The organism is Bradyrhizobium sp. SZCCHNR1053, assembly GCF_032381235.1.
Classification (GTDB): Bacteria; Pseudomonadota; Alphaproteobacteria; order Rhizobiales; family Xanthobacteraceae; genus Bradyrhizobium.
In genome coordinates, this window is sequence record NZ_JAUHJM010000006.1 from 146,932 (window position 1) to 165,566 (window position 18,635).

Genomic DNA, 18,635 nt, shown 5'->3' on the forward strand with positions numbered 1-18,635 from the left:
TCTTGTCTCCTAGCGCCGGTGGATGGCGTCCGAGAGGCGCTCCAGCGCCGTATCCAGGGTTGCGTCCTTCTTGGCGAAGCAGAACCGCACGACGGAGGTCACGGCATCCGTCTCGTAGAACGCCGACACCGGGATGGCGGCCACCTTGTAGTCGTGGACGATGCGCCGGCAGAACTGCTCGTCGGTCTCGTTGAGGCCGAGCGGCGAAAGGTCGACGGTCAGGAAGTAGGTCCCCTGCGCCTTCAGCACGGGAAACCCCAGGCTTTCGAGACCGGCCGTGAGCCGGTCGCGGCTGAGCGCGAGCTCGCTGCGCATATTGACGAAATAGTCGTCCGGCTTGCCGAGCCCGTAGGCGACCGCGACCTGCAGGTTCGGCGCGGTCGTGAAGGTCAGGAATTGATGCACCTTGGCGGCGACGCGCAACAGATGCGGCGCAGCGCAGACGAAGCCGATCTTCCAGCCCGTCAACGAGAAGATCTTTCCTGCCGAGCCGACCTTGATGGTGCGGTCGCGCATGCCGGGAATCGTGATCAGCGGAATGTGCGCACGGCCGTCGAACACCACGTGCTCCCAGACCTCGTCGCAGATCGCGACCGCATCGAACTCCTGGCAGAAGCGCGCCAACAGCTCGAGGTCCTCGCGCGGATAGACCACGGCGGCCGGATTGAGCGGGTTGTTGAAAAGCACCGCCTTGGTCTTCGGCGAGAACGCCTGCCGCAGCATCTCCTCCGAGAGCCGCCAATGCGGCGGCTCGAGCCGGACGAGGCGCGGAATGCCGCCGGCCTGGCGGATGATCGGCAAGTATGAATCATAGACCGGCTGGAAGCAGATCACCTCGTCGCCAGGCTCCACCACCGACAGGATCGCCGACGTCAGCGCCTCAGTGCCGCCGGAGGTGACCATGACCTCGCTCATCGGGTCGAGATCGAGCTTGTGCCAGTGCCGGTAGTGGGCCGCGATGGCCTGGCGCAGCTCGGGCAGGCCCATCATCGACGGATACTGGTTGTAGCCGTTGAGGACGGCGTCGGCCGCCGCGCGGCGGATATCCTCCGGGCCCGGATCGTCGGGAAAGCCCTGCCCCAGATTGATCGCGTTGTTGTCGCGCGCGAGCTGCGACATCTGCTCGAAAATGGTGACGGGCAGGTCGGCGAAGACCTTGTTCTGCGAGATCATGATCGCCTGTCAGCCGCCGGTCCTGGTCGGCAGGCCGGCCGCCTTCCAGCCGAGCATGCCCCCCTGGAGATGCTTGTCGTAGGGCAGACCGGCGGCCTGCGCCGCCAGCGAGGCCGTCACCGAGCGCTTGCCGGAGCGGCAGGCGAACACGACATCCTTGCCTTGGGGATCCGGGATCAGCTTCGGGTCGAAGCCCGACAGCGGAACGACGACGCCGTGGGGATAGGCTTCCGCAGCAACTTCGTTCGGCTCTCGCACGTCAACCAGAAGAATTCGCCCTTCCGCGATCCCCTGGGCCACGTCCTGCGGGGTCAAATCGTGCACAACAGCCACGCCCATCCTCCAAGCCTTCAGCAGGGCCGTACCGACCCTGATCCGGCCGCCAAACTCACCCTAGACGCTACGAAAATCAAGCGCTTCGGCACACTGGCGCGGCGGGTCCAGAGCTCAGATCGTGACCTGGGTGCCGACCTCCACCACCCGTCCGCTCGGGATCTGAAAATAGTCGGTCGCATCGTTGGCGGAGCGGCTCATCGAGATGAACAGGTGATCCTGCCAGCGCGGCATGCCCGAATGCGCAGCCGGCTTCAGCGCGCGGCGCGACAGGAAGAACGAGGTCGACATGATGTCGAACTGCCAGCCGAGCTTGCGCGCGATCGCCAGCGCGCGCGGCACGTTGGGCGATTCCATGAAGCCGAAGCGCAACGTCACCTTGGAGAAAGTCGGACTGATCTGCTCGAGGCGAACGCGTTCGGACGGATCGATGCGCGGCGTCGGCGCGGTCTCGATGGTCAGGATCACGTTCTTCTCGTGCAGCACCTTGTAGTGCTTGAGGCTGTGCATCAGCGCGGTTGGCGCGCTCAAGGGATCGCTGGTCAGGAACACGGCCGTTCCCGCCACCCGCTGCGGCGGACGTTTCTCGAGCATCGCAACGAGATCGGCGAGCGGGAACTCGAGCTTGCGCGACTTGTCGAACAAGAGCCGGCTGCCGCGCCGCCACGTGTACATCAGCGTCATCACGAAGCCGCCCAGCGCCAGCGGCACCCAGCCGCCTTCGAGCACCTTCAGGAGGTTCGCCGCCAGGAAGGTCAGGTCCAGGAAGAGGAACGGCGCGATCAGCGCGGCCGCCGCGAACGGCGACCAGCGCCAGACCTTCCAGATCACGACGAAGCCCATCATCGCGGTGACGACCATGGTGCCGGTGACCGAGATGCCGTAGGCTGAGGCCAGTGCGCTCGACGACTTGAACATCAGCACCAGCAGCATGACCGAGATCAGCAGCAGCTTGTTGATGCGCGGAATATAGATCTGACCCGAATGCGCCTCGGAGGTGTGGCGGATCTCGAAGCGCGGCAGCAGGCCGAGCTGGATCGCCTGCCGCGTCAGCGAATAGGCGCCGGTGATGACCGCTTGGCTCGCGATGACCGTCGCCATCGTGGCGAGCGCGACCATCGGGATCAGCGCCCAGTCCGGGAACATCAGGAAGAACGGGTTCTCGATCGCCTTCGCGTCTGCGATGACCAGCGCCCCCTGCCCCAGATAGTTCAGCGCCAGCGACGGCAACACGATGAACAGCCATGCGGTCTGGATCGGCCGCTTGCCGAAATGGCCCAGATCGGCATAGAGCGCCTCGGCGCCGGTGACGGCCAGAAACACCGCGCCCAGCGTGATGAAGCCGATGATACCGTGATGCAGCATGAAGGTGACGGCCTTCATCGGATTGATCGCCCACAGCACCTCCGGATGACGCAGGATCGGCGGCAGCGCCGCGATCCCGATCACCACGAACCAGATCAGCATGATCGGGCCGAAGAACGCTGCCACCTTGGCCGTGCCGCGCACCTGGACCGCGAACAGCATGACCAGGATGATGACCGTGAGCGGCACGACGTAGGGATCGAACGCCGCCGTCACCAGCTTGATGCCCTCGATCGCCGACAGCACGGACAGGGCCGGCGTGATCACCGCATCGCCATAGAACAGCGCGCCCGAGATGATGCCGAGCAGAACGATGACGCTGGCGCCGCGCGTGACCGCGCGCTGGGCGAGCGCCATCAGCGCCAGCGTTCCGCCCTCGCCGTGGTTGTCGGCGCGCAGCAGGATCACGACGTATTTGAGGGTTACGACGACGATGAGAGCCCACAGGATGAGCGAGATCACCCCCATCACGGCGTGAGGCGCAGGTTCGCCGCCGCTGCTCGCTGCCATGACCGCTTCACGCAACGCGTAGAGCGGGCTGGTGCCGATGTCGCCATAGACGACACCGATGCTTCCCAGTGTCAGCGCCGCGAAGCTGGCCGTGGAATGGGCGTTGCCATGCCCGTTGGTCGCCGGCGCTTCCGCGGGCGTAGCTGCGACGTCGACTGTCATGGGGTAGCCCCCTCGAGGACTCGTTAATGCTTCACTGCACAACGCGGCAGAGCGCGCGGCTTATAGCGGCAGAGCGCTGCTATGGACCTGAAGAGAATGCGCTTCAGCCATGCAATTAAGCATGCATGAGCCGCCAGGGAAGATCAATCGATTAAATCGTTACCTGGGTACCCACTTCGACGACCCGGCCCGTCGGAATCTGGAAGTAGTCCGTGGCGTCATTGGCCGACCGGCTCAGGCCAATGAAGAGATGGTCCTGCCAGGTCGGCATGCCCGATTGGGACGATGGCTTCAACGAGCGGCGCGAGACGAAGAACGACGTCGACATGATGTCGAACTGCCAGCCGAGCTTGCGCGCCACCGCCAGCGCGCGCGGCACGTTCGGGGATTCCATGAACCCGAAGCGCAGCCGCACCTTGGAAAACTTCTCGCTGATCTTCTCCATGCGCACGCGCTCCGACACATCGACCCGCGGCGTCTGCGCGGTCTCGATGGTCAGGATCACATTGTGCTCGTGCAGCACCTTGTTGTGCTTGAGATTGTGCAGCAGGGCCGTCGGCACGGAGGTCGGATCGCTGGTGAGAAACACCGCCGTGCCCTTGACGATGTGAGGAGGCCTCTTCTCCAGGCTGGTGATCAGGTCGTCCAGCGGAACCTCGATCTTGCGCGTCTTGAGCACCAAAATCGCCGAGCCACGCCGCCAAGTCCAGATCGTCACGACCATCGCGGCACCGAACAGCAGTGGAACCCAGGCTCCTTCGAGGAGCTTCAGCAGATTGGCGCTGAAGAAGGTCATGTCGACGATGACGAAGGGAGCGATCACGGCCGCCGCCACGGCCGTACGCAAGTTCCACAGCTTCCAGATCACCACGAAGCCCATGATGCCGTCGGCCACCATGGTGGTGGACACCGCGATGCCGTAGGCGGAGGCCAGATTGCTCGAGGTCCGGAACAGCAGAACCAGTAGCAGCACGCCGATCAGCAGCAACCGGTTGACGCGCGGCAGATAGATCTGGCCGGCATGGCTCTCGGACGTATAGCGGACCTCGAAACGCGGCAGCAGGCCGAGCTGGACCGCCTGGCCGACCAGCGAATAGGCACCGGTGATCACGGCCTGGCTCGCGATGACGGTCGCGGCGGTCGCCAGCACCACCAGCGGCAGCAGCAACAGTTCAGGCACCATCCGGTAGAACGAATTCTCGATCGCGGCGGGATCGGACAGCACCAGGGCGCCCTGCCCGAAATAGTTGATCAGCAGCGCCGGTAGCACGAAGAACAGCCAAGCCGACTGGATCGGCCTGCGGCCGAAATGACCGAGATCCGCATAGAGCGCCTCGCCGCCGGTGACCGCGAGGAACACCGCGCCCAGGGTGATCAGGCCGATCGTGCCATGCGAGAGCAGGAACTGCACCGCGTAATAGGGATTGATGGCCGCAAGCACGGAGGGGTCGTCGCTGATGTGGACGATTCCCATCACGGCGAGGCTGGTGAACCATGTGATCATGACCGGGCCGAAGGCGGAGGCGACGCGCGCCGTCCCCTTGCTCTGGACCGCGAACAGCACGACCAGGATGAACACGGTCAGCGGCACGACGTAGTGCTCGAGCGCGGGCGCCGCGAGCTTGAGGCCCTCGACCGCGGACAACACCGAGATCGCCGGCGTGATCATCGAATCGCCGATGAACATCGACGCGCCAATCACGCCCAGTGACATCAGGAACAGGCTGCGCCGGCCCAGGGCGCGCTGTCCCAGCGCCATCAGCGACAGCGTTCCGCCCTCGCCATTGTTATCGGCACGGAGCAGCAGCAGCACGTATTTGGCCGTCACCACGATGAACAGCGACCAGAGGATCAGGGAAAGCACGCCGAGCACGATGATCCGCGACACCGGCTGTCCCTGAGCAGCGCCGTGCGCAGCCTCGCGAAAGGCGTAGAGGGGCGAGGTGCCGATGTCGCCGAACACCACGCCGATGCTGCCAAGCGTCAGCCCCCAGAACCCCGACGTGCTCGCGGTGTCCTGTCCTTCGGTCGATGTCGCGCTGGCCGTCATGTTGCTTGGAACGCATCTTCCTGTCTGGCCCGGCGCGTGTGAACGCAGACCGTTCGCAGGTCAAGCCTCTACCGTAAACAGACCGATGTTCCCAGGCCGCAACCAAACGGCACGGCTGACGCCGATGTCGCATGCCGCATCGCGGCAGGCGCCTTTAGCCCAAGCATCCTGAGGCAGATGTCGGATCTGCCTCGGGCGAATCAAGTGCCTGCCGATGCTCTTCGTTGCCGTTCGCAAGCCGCCATGCGGCAATATGATGCGGGAAGCGAAGCGTCCCGGCTAGGGCTTCAGATCGGGCGGCAATGGCGGGTCTTCCCGCATCAGGGTGATCGTCACGCGGCGGTTGGCGGCCAGCGAGGGGTCGTCCGGGAACAGCGGCTGGGTGTCCGCCTTGCCGGAGACCGCGTAGATGTGGCTCGCCGGCAGCCCTTCCCGCTCCAGGATCTGCCGCACCGCGTTGGCGCGATCCGCCGACAGGTCGAAACCACCATAATCGCTGCGGGCGGGAACGAAGCCGGCGGCCGTGTGCCCGGTGATCTGCACCCGAAGCGGCGTCGCCTTCAGCGGCGCGGCCAGCTTCTCGATCAGGCGTCGCGTGCGGTCGAAGGGCACCTTCGAGCCATCCGCGAACATCGACCGCCCGTCCTGGTCGACGATCTCCAAGTTGAGCCCCTGTTTGGTCTCTTCGAACATGATGTGCTTGGAGATCTCGGTCATCTCCGGCATGTCCTGCAGCGCCTGACGCAGCGAGGCGGACGCCAGCGCGAACTGGCGATCGATCTTCAGCTTGGCGCCATTGGTATGCTGGCGCTCCTCCTGCTCGGGGCTCGGCTCGCGCGCGGTCTCCTCCGGCGAGATGTGGGCGGCGTTCTTGAGCTTCGGCCGGGTCGGCAGGCCGTCGGATTCCACGATGCCCGAATAGCGCGACTCGGACTGCACGCCGAAGGCGTCGCGCATCGAGCCTGCGACGACTTTCAGCTTGTTGTTGTCCATGGTGGAGAACGCGACCAGCATCACGAAGAAGCTGACCAGAAGTCCCATCAGGTCGGCAAAGGTCACGAACCAGCCGTGACCGCCGCCATGCGCATCGCCCCTCTTCTTCTTTGCCATTGCCTACCCCACCCCGGATCGCCCCGCCGCAGCCGATCAGGCCGGCACGGGCTCGCCTTCGGCGTGGCGATGCTTCTCGGGCAGATAGGCCAGGAGCATTTCGCGGACCAGGGCCGGGCTCTTGGAGTCACGGATCATCAGGATTCCGTCGATGATCAGCGTCCGGTTGGTTTCCTCGTCCAGCAGCTTGCCATGCAGCTTGTCGGCGATCGGCAGACAGATCAGGTTCGACACCAGAGCGCCGTACAGGGTCGCGAGCAGCGCGGTCGCCATGAACGGGCCGAGCTTCGAGGGGTCGGTCATGTTGGCGAACATCTGCACCATGCCGATCAGCGTGCCGACCATGCCGAACGCCGGGGCGCAGTCGCCGATGGCGCGATAGATCTTGCTGCCTTCGTCCAGGTGCATCAGGAAATTGTCGCGGTCGCGCTCGAGATTGTCGCGGATGAATTCGAGATCGTAGCCGTCGGCCACGTAGCGGATTCCCTTGGCGAGGAACGGCTCGTCGGTCTCGACCTTTTCCAGGCCGACCGGGCCCTGCTTGCGCGCGATCTCGGCAATGCGGGCGAGCTCGTCGACGAGCTCGCGGGCCGACAGGCGGCTCATGGTGAAAGCGTACTTCATTCCAAGCGGAACGCCGTGCAGCATGACGCCCAGCGGGAAGCGAATCATGGTGGCTGCGATCGAACCGCCGAAGATGATGATTGCGGCGTGCTCGCTGACGAACATCTCGAGATCGCCGCCCAGCAGCATCATCGTCGCGATGACGATCACGCCAGCCACGAGCCCCGCACTCGTCATAATATCCATGAGTCAACTCCACCCGCGTACGCAAACCACGGACCCTGCCGGACCGACGCGGTGCTTCTGGACCGCGTGTCACGACACTAAATGTCCGCCATTAAGGACGAGTTACTGAATTCGGTAGGCATAATGAAAGGTAAACAGCAGCGCCGCAGACCACGCCGACCTCGCTCAAGCGGCTGACGCTCCGGACTTGAGCAGGTTAGCCGCGGCGAAGACGGCTGACTGATCGAATGATCGCTGCATCTTGTGGATCATCTCCAGCATCTGCGCCGGCTCCATCGTCGACGATCCGACCTCGAGTTCGCGCGACAGGCGCGACAGCGCCGAAAAACCGAACGTCGCCGACGAACTCTTGATCGAATGCGCCTCGCGCCTCAGTTCGAGGCGATCCTCGAACTTGGCGGCAAGCGTGCCGAACTTTCCCGAGGTATCGTCGAGGAACGTGCGCAGGACTTCCAGCGCATCCTCCTCGCCGAGCTCGGAGACCAGGGTCTGATAGATGGATTCGTCGAATTGCACCAAGTCGGTCATGCGACAAGCCTTTCCTTGTGTGTAGCAGCGACCGCGCGAAGCAGAGCGGCATTCAGTCGATCGCGCGTGACCGGCTTGGTCACGAAGTCGTTCATGCCGGCCTCCGTGCACGCCAGATGATCCTGGCTGGTGGCGTTGGCCGTCAGGGCAATAACGTAGATGTCCTGGGCAGGCGGCGGCAGCGAGCGGATCATCCGCGTCGCCGTGAGCCCGTCCATCTCGGGCATCATCATGTCCATCAGCACGAGATCGTAGCTCTGCCTCTGCACGGCCGCGATCGCCTGCGTTCCGTTCTCGACGATGTCGTAGCGGTGACCGAGCTTGTCCAAGAGCTTCTTGACGACGAACTGATTGGTCAGATTGTCCTCGGCAACGAGAATCTTCAGTGGCTCGACGCTGGCCGGACGTTCCTCGGCGATCGCCTCGCCGACCGGCGCGATGGTCGCTTCGGGCGCGCTCACCTGCTCGACGTCCGGCTGCGGCTGGACCTGGATCGAGAAGGTGAAGGTGCTGCCCACGCCCACCTTGCTCTGCACCTTGATGTCGCCGCCCATGCAGGTGACGAGGCGCTTGCAGATCGCGAGCCCCAGACCGGTGCCGCCGAAGCGGCGCGAGATGGAATTGTCGACCTGCGAGAACTGCTTGAACAGCCGGCTGACGGCGTCTGCGGGAATGCCGACGCCGGTATCGGCCACCGAGAACACCAGCGTCAGGTTCGGCCCGGCAAGGTTCTCGGCACGGACATCGACATGGACGCCGCCCGATTCGGTGAATTTGAGCGCATTGCCGACCAAGTTGAACAGCACCTGGCGCAATCGCGCGGGATCGCCGACCACGTAGCTCGGCACTTCCGGCGCGATCGAGGTGGTCAGCTGCAGACCCTTTTCCTTGGCGCGGGACACCAGCAGTTCGGCGGTCGCCGTCACCGACCGGTGCAGGTCGAACTCGATGTGCTCGATCTCCAGACGATCGGCATCGAGCTTGGAGAAATCGAGGACGTCGTTGAGCAGCTGTAACAGGTAGTCGGCCGACTCGCGCAAGGTCGTCGCGATCTTGCGCTGCTCCGGCCCGAGGTCCGCCGACAGCAAGAGATCGGCAAGGCCGATGACGCCGTTCATCGGCGTGCGGATCTCATGGCTCATCATCGCCAGGAATTCGGAGCGCGCCCGCGTACCTGCCTCGGCGGCATCACGTGAGGCGGCAAGCCCCGCCTGATAGCGCGCGATCAGGATCGTGATGATGCCGATGACCACCGTCAGCAACGCCCCGACCAGCAGATCACGATCGCGGTTGAGCTTGAAGGCGCTGAAGATCTCCTCGGAGGCCTGACCGACAATGACCACCAGCGGCAGATCCTTGATGCGCTGGAACGAGTAGATGCGCGTGACGCCGTCGATCAGACTCTTGAAGGTGTAGAAGCCGCTGCTTCTGTGCTGAATGGCGCTCATCACCGGGCTGCCGGCGAGCGAGGATCCCACGCCCCCCGGGCCGGCCGAGGCCCGTGCGCGCACGATGCCGTCGAGACCGAGGAGCGTGACATTGCCCTTCTTGCCGAGATCGACCGAATTATAGAAGCTCGACAGATATTCGGGATCGAGCGAGACCACGACGACGCCGCCGAACGAACCGTCCGGCATGATGATGCGGCGGGTCAGCTGGATCGACCATTTGTTGGAGACGCGGCCGAAGATCGGCTTGCTGATGAAGAGAAAATCATCCTTTCCGCCGGCATGAACGCGGAAGTGCTCGCGGTCGCGCAGGTCGAGGCCGCGCATGTTCGGATCGATGTTGCTGGACAGCATGATGCCGTCCTTTCCGATCACGACGACCTGAAACGAGAAGTCGGACAGGAACTGGCTGTTCTTCGACCATAGCGACATGTCGAAGTTGTGCGGGTCCCTGGCATAGGAGTCGCGGACGTAGAGCAAGGTCTGATCTGCCGCGCGGATCGAGCGGATGATCTGCTCCTCGAACGCGCGGGCCAGGTTGGCGCCGTTCTTCAGCGCCGACTGCTCGGTGCGAGTATGCTCTTCGGAGATCGTGTAGAAGATGCCGGCCCACACCAGGGCGATCGCCGAGAGGCCGATCGCGGCGCTGCCGAAATGTCCGATCAGCCGAACCATCTTGTCGACGGTCCGGTCGAGCCGCCCGAACAACGGCCTCGATTTCGATATCAGCCTGCGCATGTCCTTCGCCCTCGGGCGACATGCCTATCGGGACAGGCTGGCCATCAGGTAAAGCTTGATGGATAAAATCTTCTCAACGAACGACGGCCGCTTAACCTTCGGCAAATCCCGGCCTGTTTGCGGGTCATTCGCCACCACGCCCGATACTTTCGGCGGAAGCTCGGCCGCCACCCCGTAGTCATCCGGATGCGGTTGCAGCGTCGCAGTTCGGCGAGCGGCCCTGCGCAGGGCCCGAACGGGGCCGCACCGCCGAGCGGTACGGCTCTCGCTGATTGGGACCGGAGCGAAGCGAGGCTCAATGAATCTCCGCCGACCGCTTCAAGGCGGCCTTGAGCTTCTCGAGCGAGAAATCCGCTGACCGCGCGATCTCCAGGATCGGCGTTTCGCGGCGCGCGCACAGCTCGGCCGCCTCGGGAAGCTTCGCCGCGATGTCGGCCGGGATGACGATCGCACCATGGCGATCGGAGTGGATCAGATCGTCCGAGCGCACGGTCATGCCGGCGACGCGGACCTCGCCGCCGAAGCTCTCGGCATGCACCCACGCATGCGACGGACCGATCGAGCCCGCCAGAGCCTGGAAGCCGGCAGCCCATTGCGGAATGTCGCGGATCGATCCATCCGTGATCACGCCGAGGCAGCCGAGCGCCTTGTGGACATTGCTCTGCACCTCGCCCCAGAACGCGCCGTAGCCGATGTCGGGACCATCGATGTCCTGGATCACGACGATGCGGGGACCATGACCGGTGCCGACATATTCGTAGTAGTCTGTGCGCCGCCTCGCCTGCTCGTCCGCCGGCAATCCCGATTTGACGACGGACCGGATCGTCGCCGTCCGCGCGTAGCCGACCATGGGCGGCAGATCGGGGAACGGACACACCAGCGGCTTGGTCGTGTAGCCGACCAGGCGGCGTTCGGGCGCCACGATCTCCATCGCGTTGCAGATGGTCGGCGTATCGTAGCGCGCGAGCGCCTCGAGAACGGAAGCAGCGAGGGGCGCGGCGGCAGTGCGTGTCACGGGCGTTTTCTCCAGATGATGCGGACGGCATTCGCGGCCGTCCTTGGCCATCCGGTATAACTGAGGCGCCGAAGCCGGCAAAGCGCGCGCTGGGTCTTGGTGCCCTGCGCTCAGTGCAGCCGTTCCGGCGGCCGCTGCCCCTGCTCCGCCGCTGGCGCGCCGGTCGGCGCAAAAGCCGTCGCGGACGAAGAAGAGGCGTGCGGCGCTGCAGCCGCGGCACCAAGGACCGCAGAGTGCCGCGCCGCCTGCTGCCGATACAGCCGCCAGCCGAACGGAAGGCTCAGGATGTAGAGGATCGATCCTGCCGACAGGATGTGCCAGGGATAGACCACCAGCAGCGCCACGAAGAACACCACCGAGGCGAACACTGGCAGCACGAGTTCGGGCGAGACGCGCATCCGCGTGGTCTTGCCGGAGAACACCGGCAGCCGCGACACCATCAGGAAGGCGATCAGCAGCGTGTAGAAAGCCGTCACCAGCGCCGGCGGCCTCGGCAGATCCAGGAACGCCAGATAGACCGGCAGCAGCACCGTGATGGCGCCAAGCGGGGCCGGCACGCCGGTGAAGAAATTGGCGGCGAAGGGCGGCTTGTTGGGATCGTCAATGCTGGCATTGAAGCGCGCCAGCCGCAGGCCGCCGCTGATGGCGTACATCATGGCGGCGATCCAGCCGCCGTCGCGCAGCTCATGGAGCTGCCAGAAATACAGGATCAGACCGGGCGCCACGCCGAAATTGACGAAATCGGCCAGGCTGTCGAGCTCGGCGCCGAACTTCGACTGGCCCTTGATCATGCGGGCGATGCGGCCGTCGATGCCGTCCAGGAAGGCAGCGAAGACGATGGCGCCGACGGCGAGCTCCATCCGCCCCTCGGTCGACAGCCGGATTGCGGTCAGGCCGGCGCAGATCGCCAACAAGGTGATCATGTTCGGCACCAGCAGCCGCACCGGGATCGGGCGGAAACGGCGCCGGCGCAGTTCGGGAGAGTTCGGATCGAAGCTCATGATCACACCACGTGTGGGTTGGTCGAAACCTTGTGTCGGAAGGTGCCTCAAGGACCTTTAATGAGTCATCATCGGCCGGCGACGGTTCACTGGCTCCGGAAGGTCAGGCCGGGCACGGGCACGTCGAAATCGGCCAGGATCGTCTCGCCGGCAATGGCCGTCTGCCCCTCCGAGACCAGAACTTCCGTGCCGTCAGGCAGATAGACGTCGAGCCGCGAGCCGAAGCGGATCAGGCCGAAGCGCTCGCCAGCCCCGATGGTCTGCCCCTCGCGCACGAACGACACGATCCGGCGCGCCACGAGGCCGGCGATCTGGACCACGCCGATGCGGCCATGGGGCGTCGAGATCGCGAGCGAGTTGCGCTCGTTGTCCTCGCTCGCCTTGTCGAGCTCGGCGTTGATGAAGGCGCCCGGACGGTAGGAGATCTTCTCGATCCGGCCAGCCACCGGGCTGCGGTTCACATGCACGTTGAACACGCTCATGAAGATCGAGACCCGCAGCAGCGGCCGGTCGCCGAGGCCGAGCTCGGCCGGCGGCAGGGCGCGCGTGATCATGGAGATGCGCCCGTCGGCCGGCGCCACCACCAGCCCTTCCCGCTGCGGCGTGACCCGGATCGGGTCGCGGAAGAACAGCGCGCACCAGACGGTGAGCAGCGTGCCGATCCAGCCCAGCGGGGTGAATATCCAGAACAGGATCAGGCTGACGAGGGCAAATCCCCCGATGAAGGGATAGCCTTCCGGGTGGATCGGCGGGATCTGAGCGCGGATGGAATTGCTGATCGACATGGCCTGCTTCGTTGAGTGTTGTCGCTCTGACCTCAGAGCGGACCGCCGCCTTGACTAGGTCGATGGCCGGCGAAGGTCAAAATGAATCCTTAATGCATTCTTGAGTTCAGATCAGGGCGGTCCGCGGCATCATTCGGCGGCACTCGCCACCTGGCCGGTCCGATCGGGCCCGACCGCGTCCGGCTCGCTCCGATCCGGCGGATTGCGGTTCGGCGCCGCCGCATCGTCGCCGATCTGCGCCAGTTTTTCGCGCGCCTCCTCGGCCTCGCGCTGCCGGTTCCACATGCCGGCATACAGCCCGCCTTTGCCCAGCAGCTCGGCATGGGTGCCGCGCTCGGCAATGCGCCCCCGGTCGAGCACGATGATCTCATCGGCCGCCACGATGGTCGAAAGCCGGTGCGCGATCACGAGCGAGGTGCGATTGCGCGACACGCCATCGAGCGCCTCCTGGATCTCGTGCTCGGTATGGCTGTCCAGCGCCGAGGTCGCCTCGTCCAGCACGAGGATCGGCGGCCCCTTCAGGATGGTGCGGGCAATCGCAACGCGCTGCTTCTCCCCACCGGAGAGCTTGAGGCCGCGCTCGCCCACCTGCGTCTCGTACCCCTTCGGCGCCATCCGGATCAGACCGTCGATCTGCGCGAGGCGGGCCGCCTCCTCGACCGCGGCGTCGTCGGCATCCCAGCGTCCGTAGCGGATGTTGTAGCGGATGGTGTCGTTGAACAGCACGGTGTCCTGCGGCACCATGCCGATCTGGGCGCGCAGCGACACCTGGGTGACGTCGCGGATGTCCTGCCCGTCGATCAGGATGCGGCCGCCGGAGACGTCGTAGAGGCGAAACAGCAGCCGCGAGATGGTCGACTTGCCGGCACCTGACGGACCCACGATCGCGACCGTCTTGCCGGCCGGCACCTCGAAGCTCAGGCCCTGCAGGATCGGCCGCTCCGGCTCATAGGCGAAGCGGACGTCCTCGAAGCGGACATGGCCGGAGGTCACCACCAAAGGCGTCGCCCCGGGTGAATCCTTCACCTCGGCATCGCGCGTGAGCACGCCGAACATCTTCTCGATGTCGATGATCGCCTGCTTGATCTCGCGGTAGACCATGCCCATGAAGTTCAGCGGCTGGTAGAGCTGGATCATCATGCTGTTGATCATGACGAAGTCGCCGACCGTGTTGCGGCCCTGGCGCACGCCCTGGGCGCACATCAGCATCGCCACCGTCAGCCCGATCGTGAAAATCACGGCCTGCCCGGCGTTGAGCACTGCGAGCGAGGTATAGGTCTTCACGCTGGCGCGCTCGTAGCGCTCCATGGAACGGTCATAGCGCTCGGCCTCGCGCGCCTCGGCGCCGAAATATTTCACCGTCTCATAGTTCAAGAGCGAGTCGATCGCCTTGGTGTTGGCATCGGTGTCCGAGTCGTTCATGCGGCGCCGGATCTCGATACGCCACTCGGTCGCGATGTAGGTGTAATAGAGATAGGCTGCGACCATGGTGAGCGTGACCAGCACGTAGCGCCAGTCGAACTGCCAGAGCAGCACCGCCGTCAGCAGCGAGACCTCGACGATGGTCGGGATCAGCTGCAGGATCACCATGCGCACGATGGTCTCGATCGCGTTGCGGCCGCGCTCGAGCACGCGGGTCAGGCCGCCGGTCTTGCGCTCCAGGTGAAAACGCAGCGACAATTCGTGCATGTGGACGAAGGTGATGGTCGCGAGCTTGCGCACCGCATGCATGGCGACGCGGGCAAAAATACCATCTCGCCACTGCGTCAGCACCGCCATCAGGACGCGCATCCCACCGTAGCTTGCCGTCATGACGAGCGGTGAGGCCACCAGCCAGAACGCCCAGTTGGCGGGCGCAATCGGCGCGGTGTTGGCGCCGGTCAGCGCGTCGGTCGCCCATTTGAAGGTGAAGGGCAGGACCAGCGTCGCGACCTTCGCCACAATCAGCAGCACCACCGACCATAGCACGCGCATCTTCAGGTCGGCGCGATCGCTCGGCCAGATGAAGGGCCACAAATGGCGCAGCGTGCCGGCCAGCGTTCCCTGCTCGAGGGACGATGGCTGGCTGGCGGCTGGTTCGGAGGAGGAATCGGGCGGCATCGAATGTTCTGGAACAGCGAGTGTCTCGGCATGTTGTGATGCCGGCGTTGCTGGTCATATAGAGTGTCCGGGCGCCGGATGCACCCGTGCGTCGGCGGATTCCGTTGCCGCGGCGCAGTATTTGCATACTCCATTCCCAGGCAAATGGATCCATCCAGTCCGCATCATTCCGTGAAAGCCCGCGAATCCACGCCCTCCGCCCTCGTCTTGACGCCTTTCAACTGCAGTGTCACATCCGTCCAATGACTGAAATCCGCACCGTCTGTGTCTATTGCGGCTCCGGCCCCGGGACCAATCCCAGCTTCATCGAATCAGCGAAAGCGCTCGGCAAGGCGCTCGCCGAGAACGGCGTCAGGCTCGTCTATGGCGGCGGCTCCATCGGCATGATGGGCGCGGTTGCCAAGGCGGTGCTCGACCATGGCGGCGACGTCACCGGCATCATTCCGGACTTCCTTGTGAAGAAGGAAGTCATGATGCCGCTGAAGGATCTCATCGTCACGCCCGACATGCACGAGCGCAAGCGGCTGATGTTCGAGCATTCCGATGCGTTCGTGGCGCTGCCCGGCGGCATCGGCACGCTCGAGGAGCTGGTCGAGCAGTTGACCTGGAAGCAGCTCGGACGCCACGCCAAGCCGGTGCTGATGGCCAACATCGACGGCTTCTGGGAGCCGCTGTTCTCGCTGCTCGCCCATATGCGCGAGACCGAGTTCATCCGCCCCGGCTTCTCGATCGAGCTCTTGAAGGCCGAGCGCGTCGAGGACATCCTGCCGCGCCTGCGCGCGGCTGCCGCCGGCATCGCCAGGGAAGAGACCGAAATGGCGCCGGAGATCGCCAAGCGGCTCTGATCCCTACTCCGCGGGAAATGTGACGGCTTCGATCCGGTTGCCGTCGGGATCGAGCACGAAGGCGGCGTAGTAGCGCACGCGATCATGCGGCCGTAGCCCAGGCAGGCCGTCTGAAACACCGCCCGCCTCCAGCGCCGCCGCATGGAATGCATCGACCTCGGCGGTGCTCCTGGCACGGAAGCACAGATGCGAGCCGGTGTCGGACGATACCCGCGCCATCGCGGGGCGCAGATTGATCCAGAACTCCGGATAGGCCTTGCCGAAGCCGATGGTCGCCGGGCGCGCGACCAGGCGCGTCATCCCGAGCGGCGCCAGCGCGAGCTCATAGAAGCGGGCGCTGCGGGCGAGATCGCTGACGCCGACGGAGACGTGGTCGATCATGCGTTACCTCCTGCCCTCTCCTCCGTCATTGCGAGGAGCAGAGCGACGAAGCAATCCAGACTCGATCCGCGGAAAGACTCTGGATTGCTTCGCTTCGCTCGCAATGACGGATACACCATCTCACCCCGGCGCGCCGGATTTCACCAGCTTGTAGAATACCGAATCCATCAGCGCCTGGAACGAGGCATCGATGATGTTCGGCGACACGCCGACCGTGGTCCAGCGCTCGCCCTTTTCGTCCTCACTCTCGATCAGCACGCGCGTGACCGCCTCGGTGCCGCCATTGAGGATGCGGACGCGATAGTCGATCAGCTTCAGACCATCGATATAGCCCTGGTACTTGCCGAGATCCTTGCGCAGCGCGACGTCGAGCGCATTGACCGGACCGTTGCCCTCGGCCGCCGAGATCAGCCGCTCGCCAGCGACGTCGACCTTGACCACGGCCAGCGCCACCGTGACGCGCTCGCCGAGCGCGTTGTAGCGCTGCTCGACATTGACGTCGAACTGCTCGACCCGGAAGTACTCGGGCACCGAGCCCAGCGTGCGCCGCGCCAACAGCTCGAACGAGGCGTTGGCGGACTCGTAGGCATAGCCCGCGGCCTCGCGCTCCTTCAGCTCCTCGACCAGCCGCGTCAGCTTCGGATCGCTCTTGGTGAAGGGAATGCCACCACGCTCCAGCGCCGCGATCACGTTGGAACGGCCCGCCTGGTCCGATACCAGCACCTTGCGACGATTGCCGACGCTCTCGGGCAGAATGTGCTCATAGGTTTGTGGATCCTTGAGCACGGCCGAGGCATGAATGCCGGTCTTGGTCACGAAGGCGCTCTCGCCCACATAGGGCGCGTGGCGGTTCGGCGCGCGGTTCAGCATGTCGTCGAGCGTCCGCGAGACCTTCATCAGCCCGGCGAGCTGCTGGTCGGAGACGCCAATCTCGAAGCGATCCGAGAACTCCGTCTTCAGCTTCAAGGTCGGGATCAGCGAGCACAGATTGGCGTTGCCGCAGCGCTCGCCGAGCCCGTTCAGCGTGCCCTGGATCTGGCGCACGCCGGCGCGCACCGCGGCAAGCGAATTCGCCACCGCCTGTTCGGTGTCGTTGTGGGCGTGGATGCCGAGGTGATCGCCCGGCACGTGCTTGACGACCTCGCCGACGATCGCCTCGATCTCGTGCGGCATGGTGCCGCCATTGGTGTCGCACAACACGACCCAGCGCGCGCCGGCCTCATAGGCCGCGCGGGCGCAGGCCAGCGCGAACTCCGCATTCTCCTTGTAGCCGTCGAAGAAATGCTCGCAGTCGAGCATCACCTCGCGCCCCGCAGCCTTCGCGGCCGTCACGCTGTCGCGGATCGAGGCGAGATTCTCTTCGTTGGTAGTCTCCAGCGCGACGCGCACCTGATAGGCGGATGACTTCGCGACGAAGCAGATCGCGTCTGCCTTGGCCTCCAGCAACGCCGCTACGCCCGGATCGTTGGACACCGAGCGTCCCGCCCGGCGCGTCATCCCGAAGGCGGTGAAGCAGGCGTGGCCGAGCTTGGGCTTGGCGGCGAAGAACTCCGTGTCGAGCGGATTGGCGCCGGGATAGCCGCCCTCGACATAGTCGATGCCGAGATCGTCGAGCATGCGCGCGATGGCCTGCTTGTCGGCCAGCGTGAAATCGACACCGTTGGTCTGCGCGCCATCGCGCAGGGTGGTGTCGAACAGATAAAGTCGTTCCCTGCTTGTGCCTGCCGTGCTCATGCCTGTGCTCCCCCGGAGCCGAGCGTCTTCTTCATCGTCGTGTTGGCGAGCCACTCGCCGTTGATGGAGACGCTGTTGCGCTGCTGCGCGACGTAGCCGCGCTTGCGGAAGAATTCGACCGCCGTGTCGCTGGCGTCGACCGACAGACCGGTCGTGCCGCGCGCGCCCGCCAGCTTTTCCAGCGCGTCGCATAGCAGGGCCCCGACGCCCTGCCCCGCCGCGTTCGGATGGACATAGAGCATGTCGATGTGATCGTTTCCCTTCAGCGCGGCGAAGCCGACCGGCGAGCCCTGCAGGGTCGCAATCAAGGTGAGCTCGGACGCCAACCTTTTGCCGAAGCCCGTCTCATCGTCCACAGCGGAAGCCCAGGCCTCCTGCTGCTCCTCGCTGTAATCGTCACCGGTCAGCTCCTGGATGCTGGCGACGAAGATCGCGGCCAGAACCGGCGCATCAGCGGGAAGAAACGGCCGCAGCGCGGGCCTCGGGAGAGCCTGTCCCATGCGTCACCACATGCCGTAGAGTTTCGTGACCAGCGCCACTGCGCCCG

The 18,635-nt window shown here is 64.9% G+C and carries 17 protein-coding genes; 1 reads left to right on the forward strand and 16 read right to left on the reverse strand.

All coding sequences use genetic code 11. The features are described from left to right. Positions 1 to 9: 9 nt before the first annotated feature. From QX051_RS16860 to QX051_RS16920, 13 genes are all read right to left on the reverse strand, one after another. Positions 10 to 1,173, reverse strand: coding sequence for an aminotransferase (locus QX051_RS16860; RefSeq protein ID WP_315776886.1), 1,164 nt, complete (start codon positions 1,171 to 1,173; stop codon positions 10 to 12). A 9-nt stretch (positions 1,174 to 1,182) separates the two neighbouring features. After that, positions 1,183 to 1,512, reverse strand: a complete 330-nt coding sequence (locus QX051_RS16865; RefSeq protein ID WP_315739670.1) for a rhodanese-like domain-containing protein — start codon at positions 1,510 to 1,512, stop codon at positions 1,183 to 1,185. Positions 1,513 to 1,620: 108 nt separating this feature from the next. Next, positions 1,621 to 3,543 (reverse strand): potassium transporter Kup, encoded by a 1,923-nt coding sequence (locus QX051_RS16870; RefSeq protein WP_315776887.1) that lies wholly within the window; start codon positions 3,541 to 3,543, stop codon positions 1,621 to 1,623. Between the two features lie 151 nt (positions 3,544 to 3,694). After that, entirely contained in the window at positions 3,695 to 5,593 is a 1,899-nt protein-coding gene (locus QX051_RS16875; RefSeq protein WP_315776888.1) for a potassium transporter Kup, read from the reverse strand. A gap of 279 nt (positions 5,594 to 5,872) precedes the next feature. Next, the gene (locus QX051_RS16880) at positions 5,873 to 6,703 is read right to left on the reverse strand and encodes a flagellar motor protein MotB (RefSeq protein ID WP_315739667.1); all 831 of its coding nucleotides are present in this window, start codon (positions 6,701 to 6,703) and stop codon (positions 5,873 to 5,875) included. Positions 6,704 to 6,739: 36 nt separating this feature from the next. Beyond that, complete coding sequence (locus QX051_RS16885; RefSeq protein ID WP_315714499.1) at positions 6,740 to 7,513, reverse strand: motility protein A; 774 nt, start codon at positions 7,511 to 7,513, stop codon at positions 6,740 to 6,742. Positions 7,514 to 7,678: 165 nt separating this feature from the next. Next, positions 7,679 to 8,041: an Hpt domain-containing protein gene (locus QX051_RS16890; RefSeq protein WP_315739666.1), complete on the reverse strand. Its 363-nt coding sequence runs from the start codon at positions 8,039 to 8,041 to the stop codon at positions 7,679 to 7,681. Beyond that, complete coding sequence (locus QX051_RS16895; protein WP_315776889.1) at positions 8,038 to 10,227, reverse strand: hybrid sensor histidine kinase/response regulator; 2,190 nt, start codon at positions 10,225 to 10,227, stop codon at positions 8,038 to 8,040. Before QX051_RS16895 ends, QX051_RS16890 begins: the two co-directional genes overlap by 4 nt. 24 nt (positions 10,228 to 10,251) lie before the next feature. After that, a complete protein-coding gene (locus QX051_RS16900; RefSeq protein ID WP_315776891.1) occupies positions 10,252 to 10,398 on the reverse strand; it encodes a hypothetical protein in 147 nt (48 codons plus the stop codon). A gap of 124 nt (positions 10,399 to 10,522) precedes the next feature. Next, on the reverse strand, positions 10,523 to 11,242 hold the full coding sequence (locus QX051_RS16905) for an RraA family protein (protein WP_315758933.1): 720 nt from the start codon (positions 11,240 to 11,242) through the stop codon (positions 10,523 to 10,525). 110 nt (positions 11,243 to 11,352) lie between these two features. After that, positions 11,353 to 12,243: a phosphatidylcholine/phosphatidylserine synthase gene (locus QX051_RS16910; protein WP_315739662.1), complete on the reverse strand. Its 891-nt coding sequence runs from the start codon at positions 12,241 to 12,243 to the stop codon at positions 11,353 to 11,355. 86 nt (positions 12,244 to 12,329) lie between these two features. Then, positions 12,330 to 13,064 (reverse strand): phosphatidylserine decarboxylase, encoded by a 735-nt coding sequence (locus QX051_RS16915; protein ID WP_315739724.1) that lies wholly within the window; start codon positions 13,062 to 13,064, stop codon positions 12,330 to 12,332. Positions 13,065 to 13,157: 93 nt separating this feature from the next. Further along, entirely contained in the window at positions 13,158 to 15,128 is a 1,971-nt protein-coding gene (locus QX051_RS16920; RefSeq protein ID WP_315776892.1) for an ABC transporter ATP-binding protein/permease, read from the reverse strand. A 242-nt stretch (positions 15,129 to 15,370) separates the two neighbouring features. Between QX051_RS16920 and QX051_RS16925 the strand changes: the two genes are divergently transcribed. Next, entirely contained in the window at positions 15,371 to 15,973 is a 603-nt protein-coding gene (locus tag QX051_RS16925) for a TIGR00730 family Rossman fold protein (RefSeq protein WP_315739659.1), read from the forward strand. 3 nt (positions 15,974 to 15,976) lie between these two features. On the opposite strand, the gene QX051_RS16930 is transcribed toward QX051_RS16925, so the two are convergent. From QX051_RS16930 to QX051_RS16940, 3 genes are all read right to left on the reverse strand, one after another. Beyond that, the gene (locus QX051_RS16930) at positions 15,977 to 16,354 is read right to left on the reverse strand and encodes a VOC family protein (protein ID WP_315739658.1); all 378 of its coding nucleotides are present in this window, start codon (positions 16,352 to 16,354) and stop codon (positions 15,977 to 15,979) included. A 120-nt stretch (positions 16,355 to 16,474) separates the two neighbouring features. Next, the gene (gene cimA / locus QX051_RS16935) at positions 16,475 to 18,088 is read right to left on the reverse strand and encodes a citramalate synthase (protein ID WP_315776893.1); all 1,614 of its coding nucleotides are present in this window, start codon (positions 18,086 to 18,088) and stop codon (positions 16,475 to 16,477) included. Beyond that, entirely contained in the window at positions 18,085 to 18,588 is a 504-nt protein-coding gene (locus tag QX051_RS16940) for a GNAT family N-acetyltransferase (RefSeq protein WP_315776894.1), read from the reverse strand. Before QX051_RS16940 ends, cimA begins: the two co-directional genes overlap by 4 nt. Between the last annotated feature and the right edge of the window lie 47 nt (positions 18,589 to 18,635).

Coding starts and splice junctions, on each gene's coding strand:
- QX051_RS16860 (WP_315776886.1), bottom strand. CDS start 1,173: ATGATCTCGCAGAACAAGGTCTTCGCCGACCTGCCCGTCACCATTTTC.
- QX051_RS16865 (WP_315739670.1), bottom strand. CDS start 1,512: ATGGGCGTGGCTGTTGTGCACGATTTGACCCCGCAGGACGTGGCCCAG.
- QX051_RS16870 (WP_315776887.1), bottom strand. CDS start 3,543: ATGACAGTCGACGTCGCAGCTACGCCCGCGGAAGCGCCGGCGACCAAC.
- QX051_RS16875 (WP_315776888.1), bottom strand. CDS start 5,593: ATGACGGCCAGCGCGACATCGACCGAAGGACAGGACACCGCGAGCACG.
- QX051_RS16880 (WP_315739667.1), bottom strand. CDS start 6,703: ATGGCAAAGAAGAAGAGGGGCGATGCGCATGGCGGCGGTCACGGCTGG.
- QX051_RS16885 (WP_315714499.1), bottom strand. CDS start 7,513: ATGGATATTATGACGAGTGCGGGGCTCGTGGCTGGCGTGATCGTCATC.
- QX051_RS16890 (WP_315739666.1), bottom strand. CDS start 8,041: ATGACCGACTTGGTGCAATTCGACGAATCCATCTATCAGACCCTGGTC.
- QX051_RS16895 (WP_315776889.1), bottom strand. CDS start 10,227: ATGCGCAGGCTGATATCGAAATCGAGGCCGTTGTTCGGGCGGCTCGAC.
- QX051_RS16910 (WP_315739662.1), bottom strand. CDS start 12,243: ATGAGCTTCGATCCGAACTCTCCCGAACTGCGCCGGCGCCGTTTCCGC.
- QX051_RS16920 (WP_315776892.1), bottom strand. CDS start 15,128: ATGCCGCCCGATTCCTCCTCCGAACCAGCCGCCAGCCAGCCATCGTCC.
- QX051_RS16925 (WP_315739659.1), top strand. CDS start 15,371: ATGACTGAAATCCGCACCGTCTGTGTCTATTGCGGCTCCGGCCCCGGG.
- QX051_RS16930 (WP_315739658.1), bottom strand. CDS start 16,354: ATGATCGACCACGTCTCCGTCGGCGTCAGCGATCTCGCCCGCAGCGCC.
- cimA (WP_315776893.1), bottom strand. CDS start 18,088: ATGAGCACGGCAGGCACAAGCAGGGAACGACTTTATCTGTTCGACACC.
- QX051_RS16940 (WP_315776894.1), bottom strand. CDS start 18,588: ATGGGACAGGCTCTCCCGAGGCCCGCGCTGCGGCCGTTTCTTCCCGCT.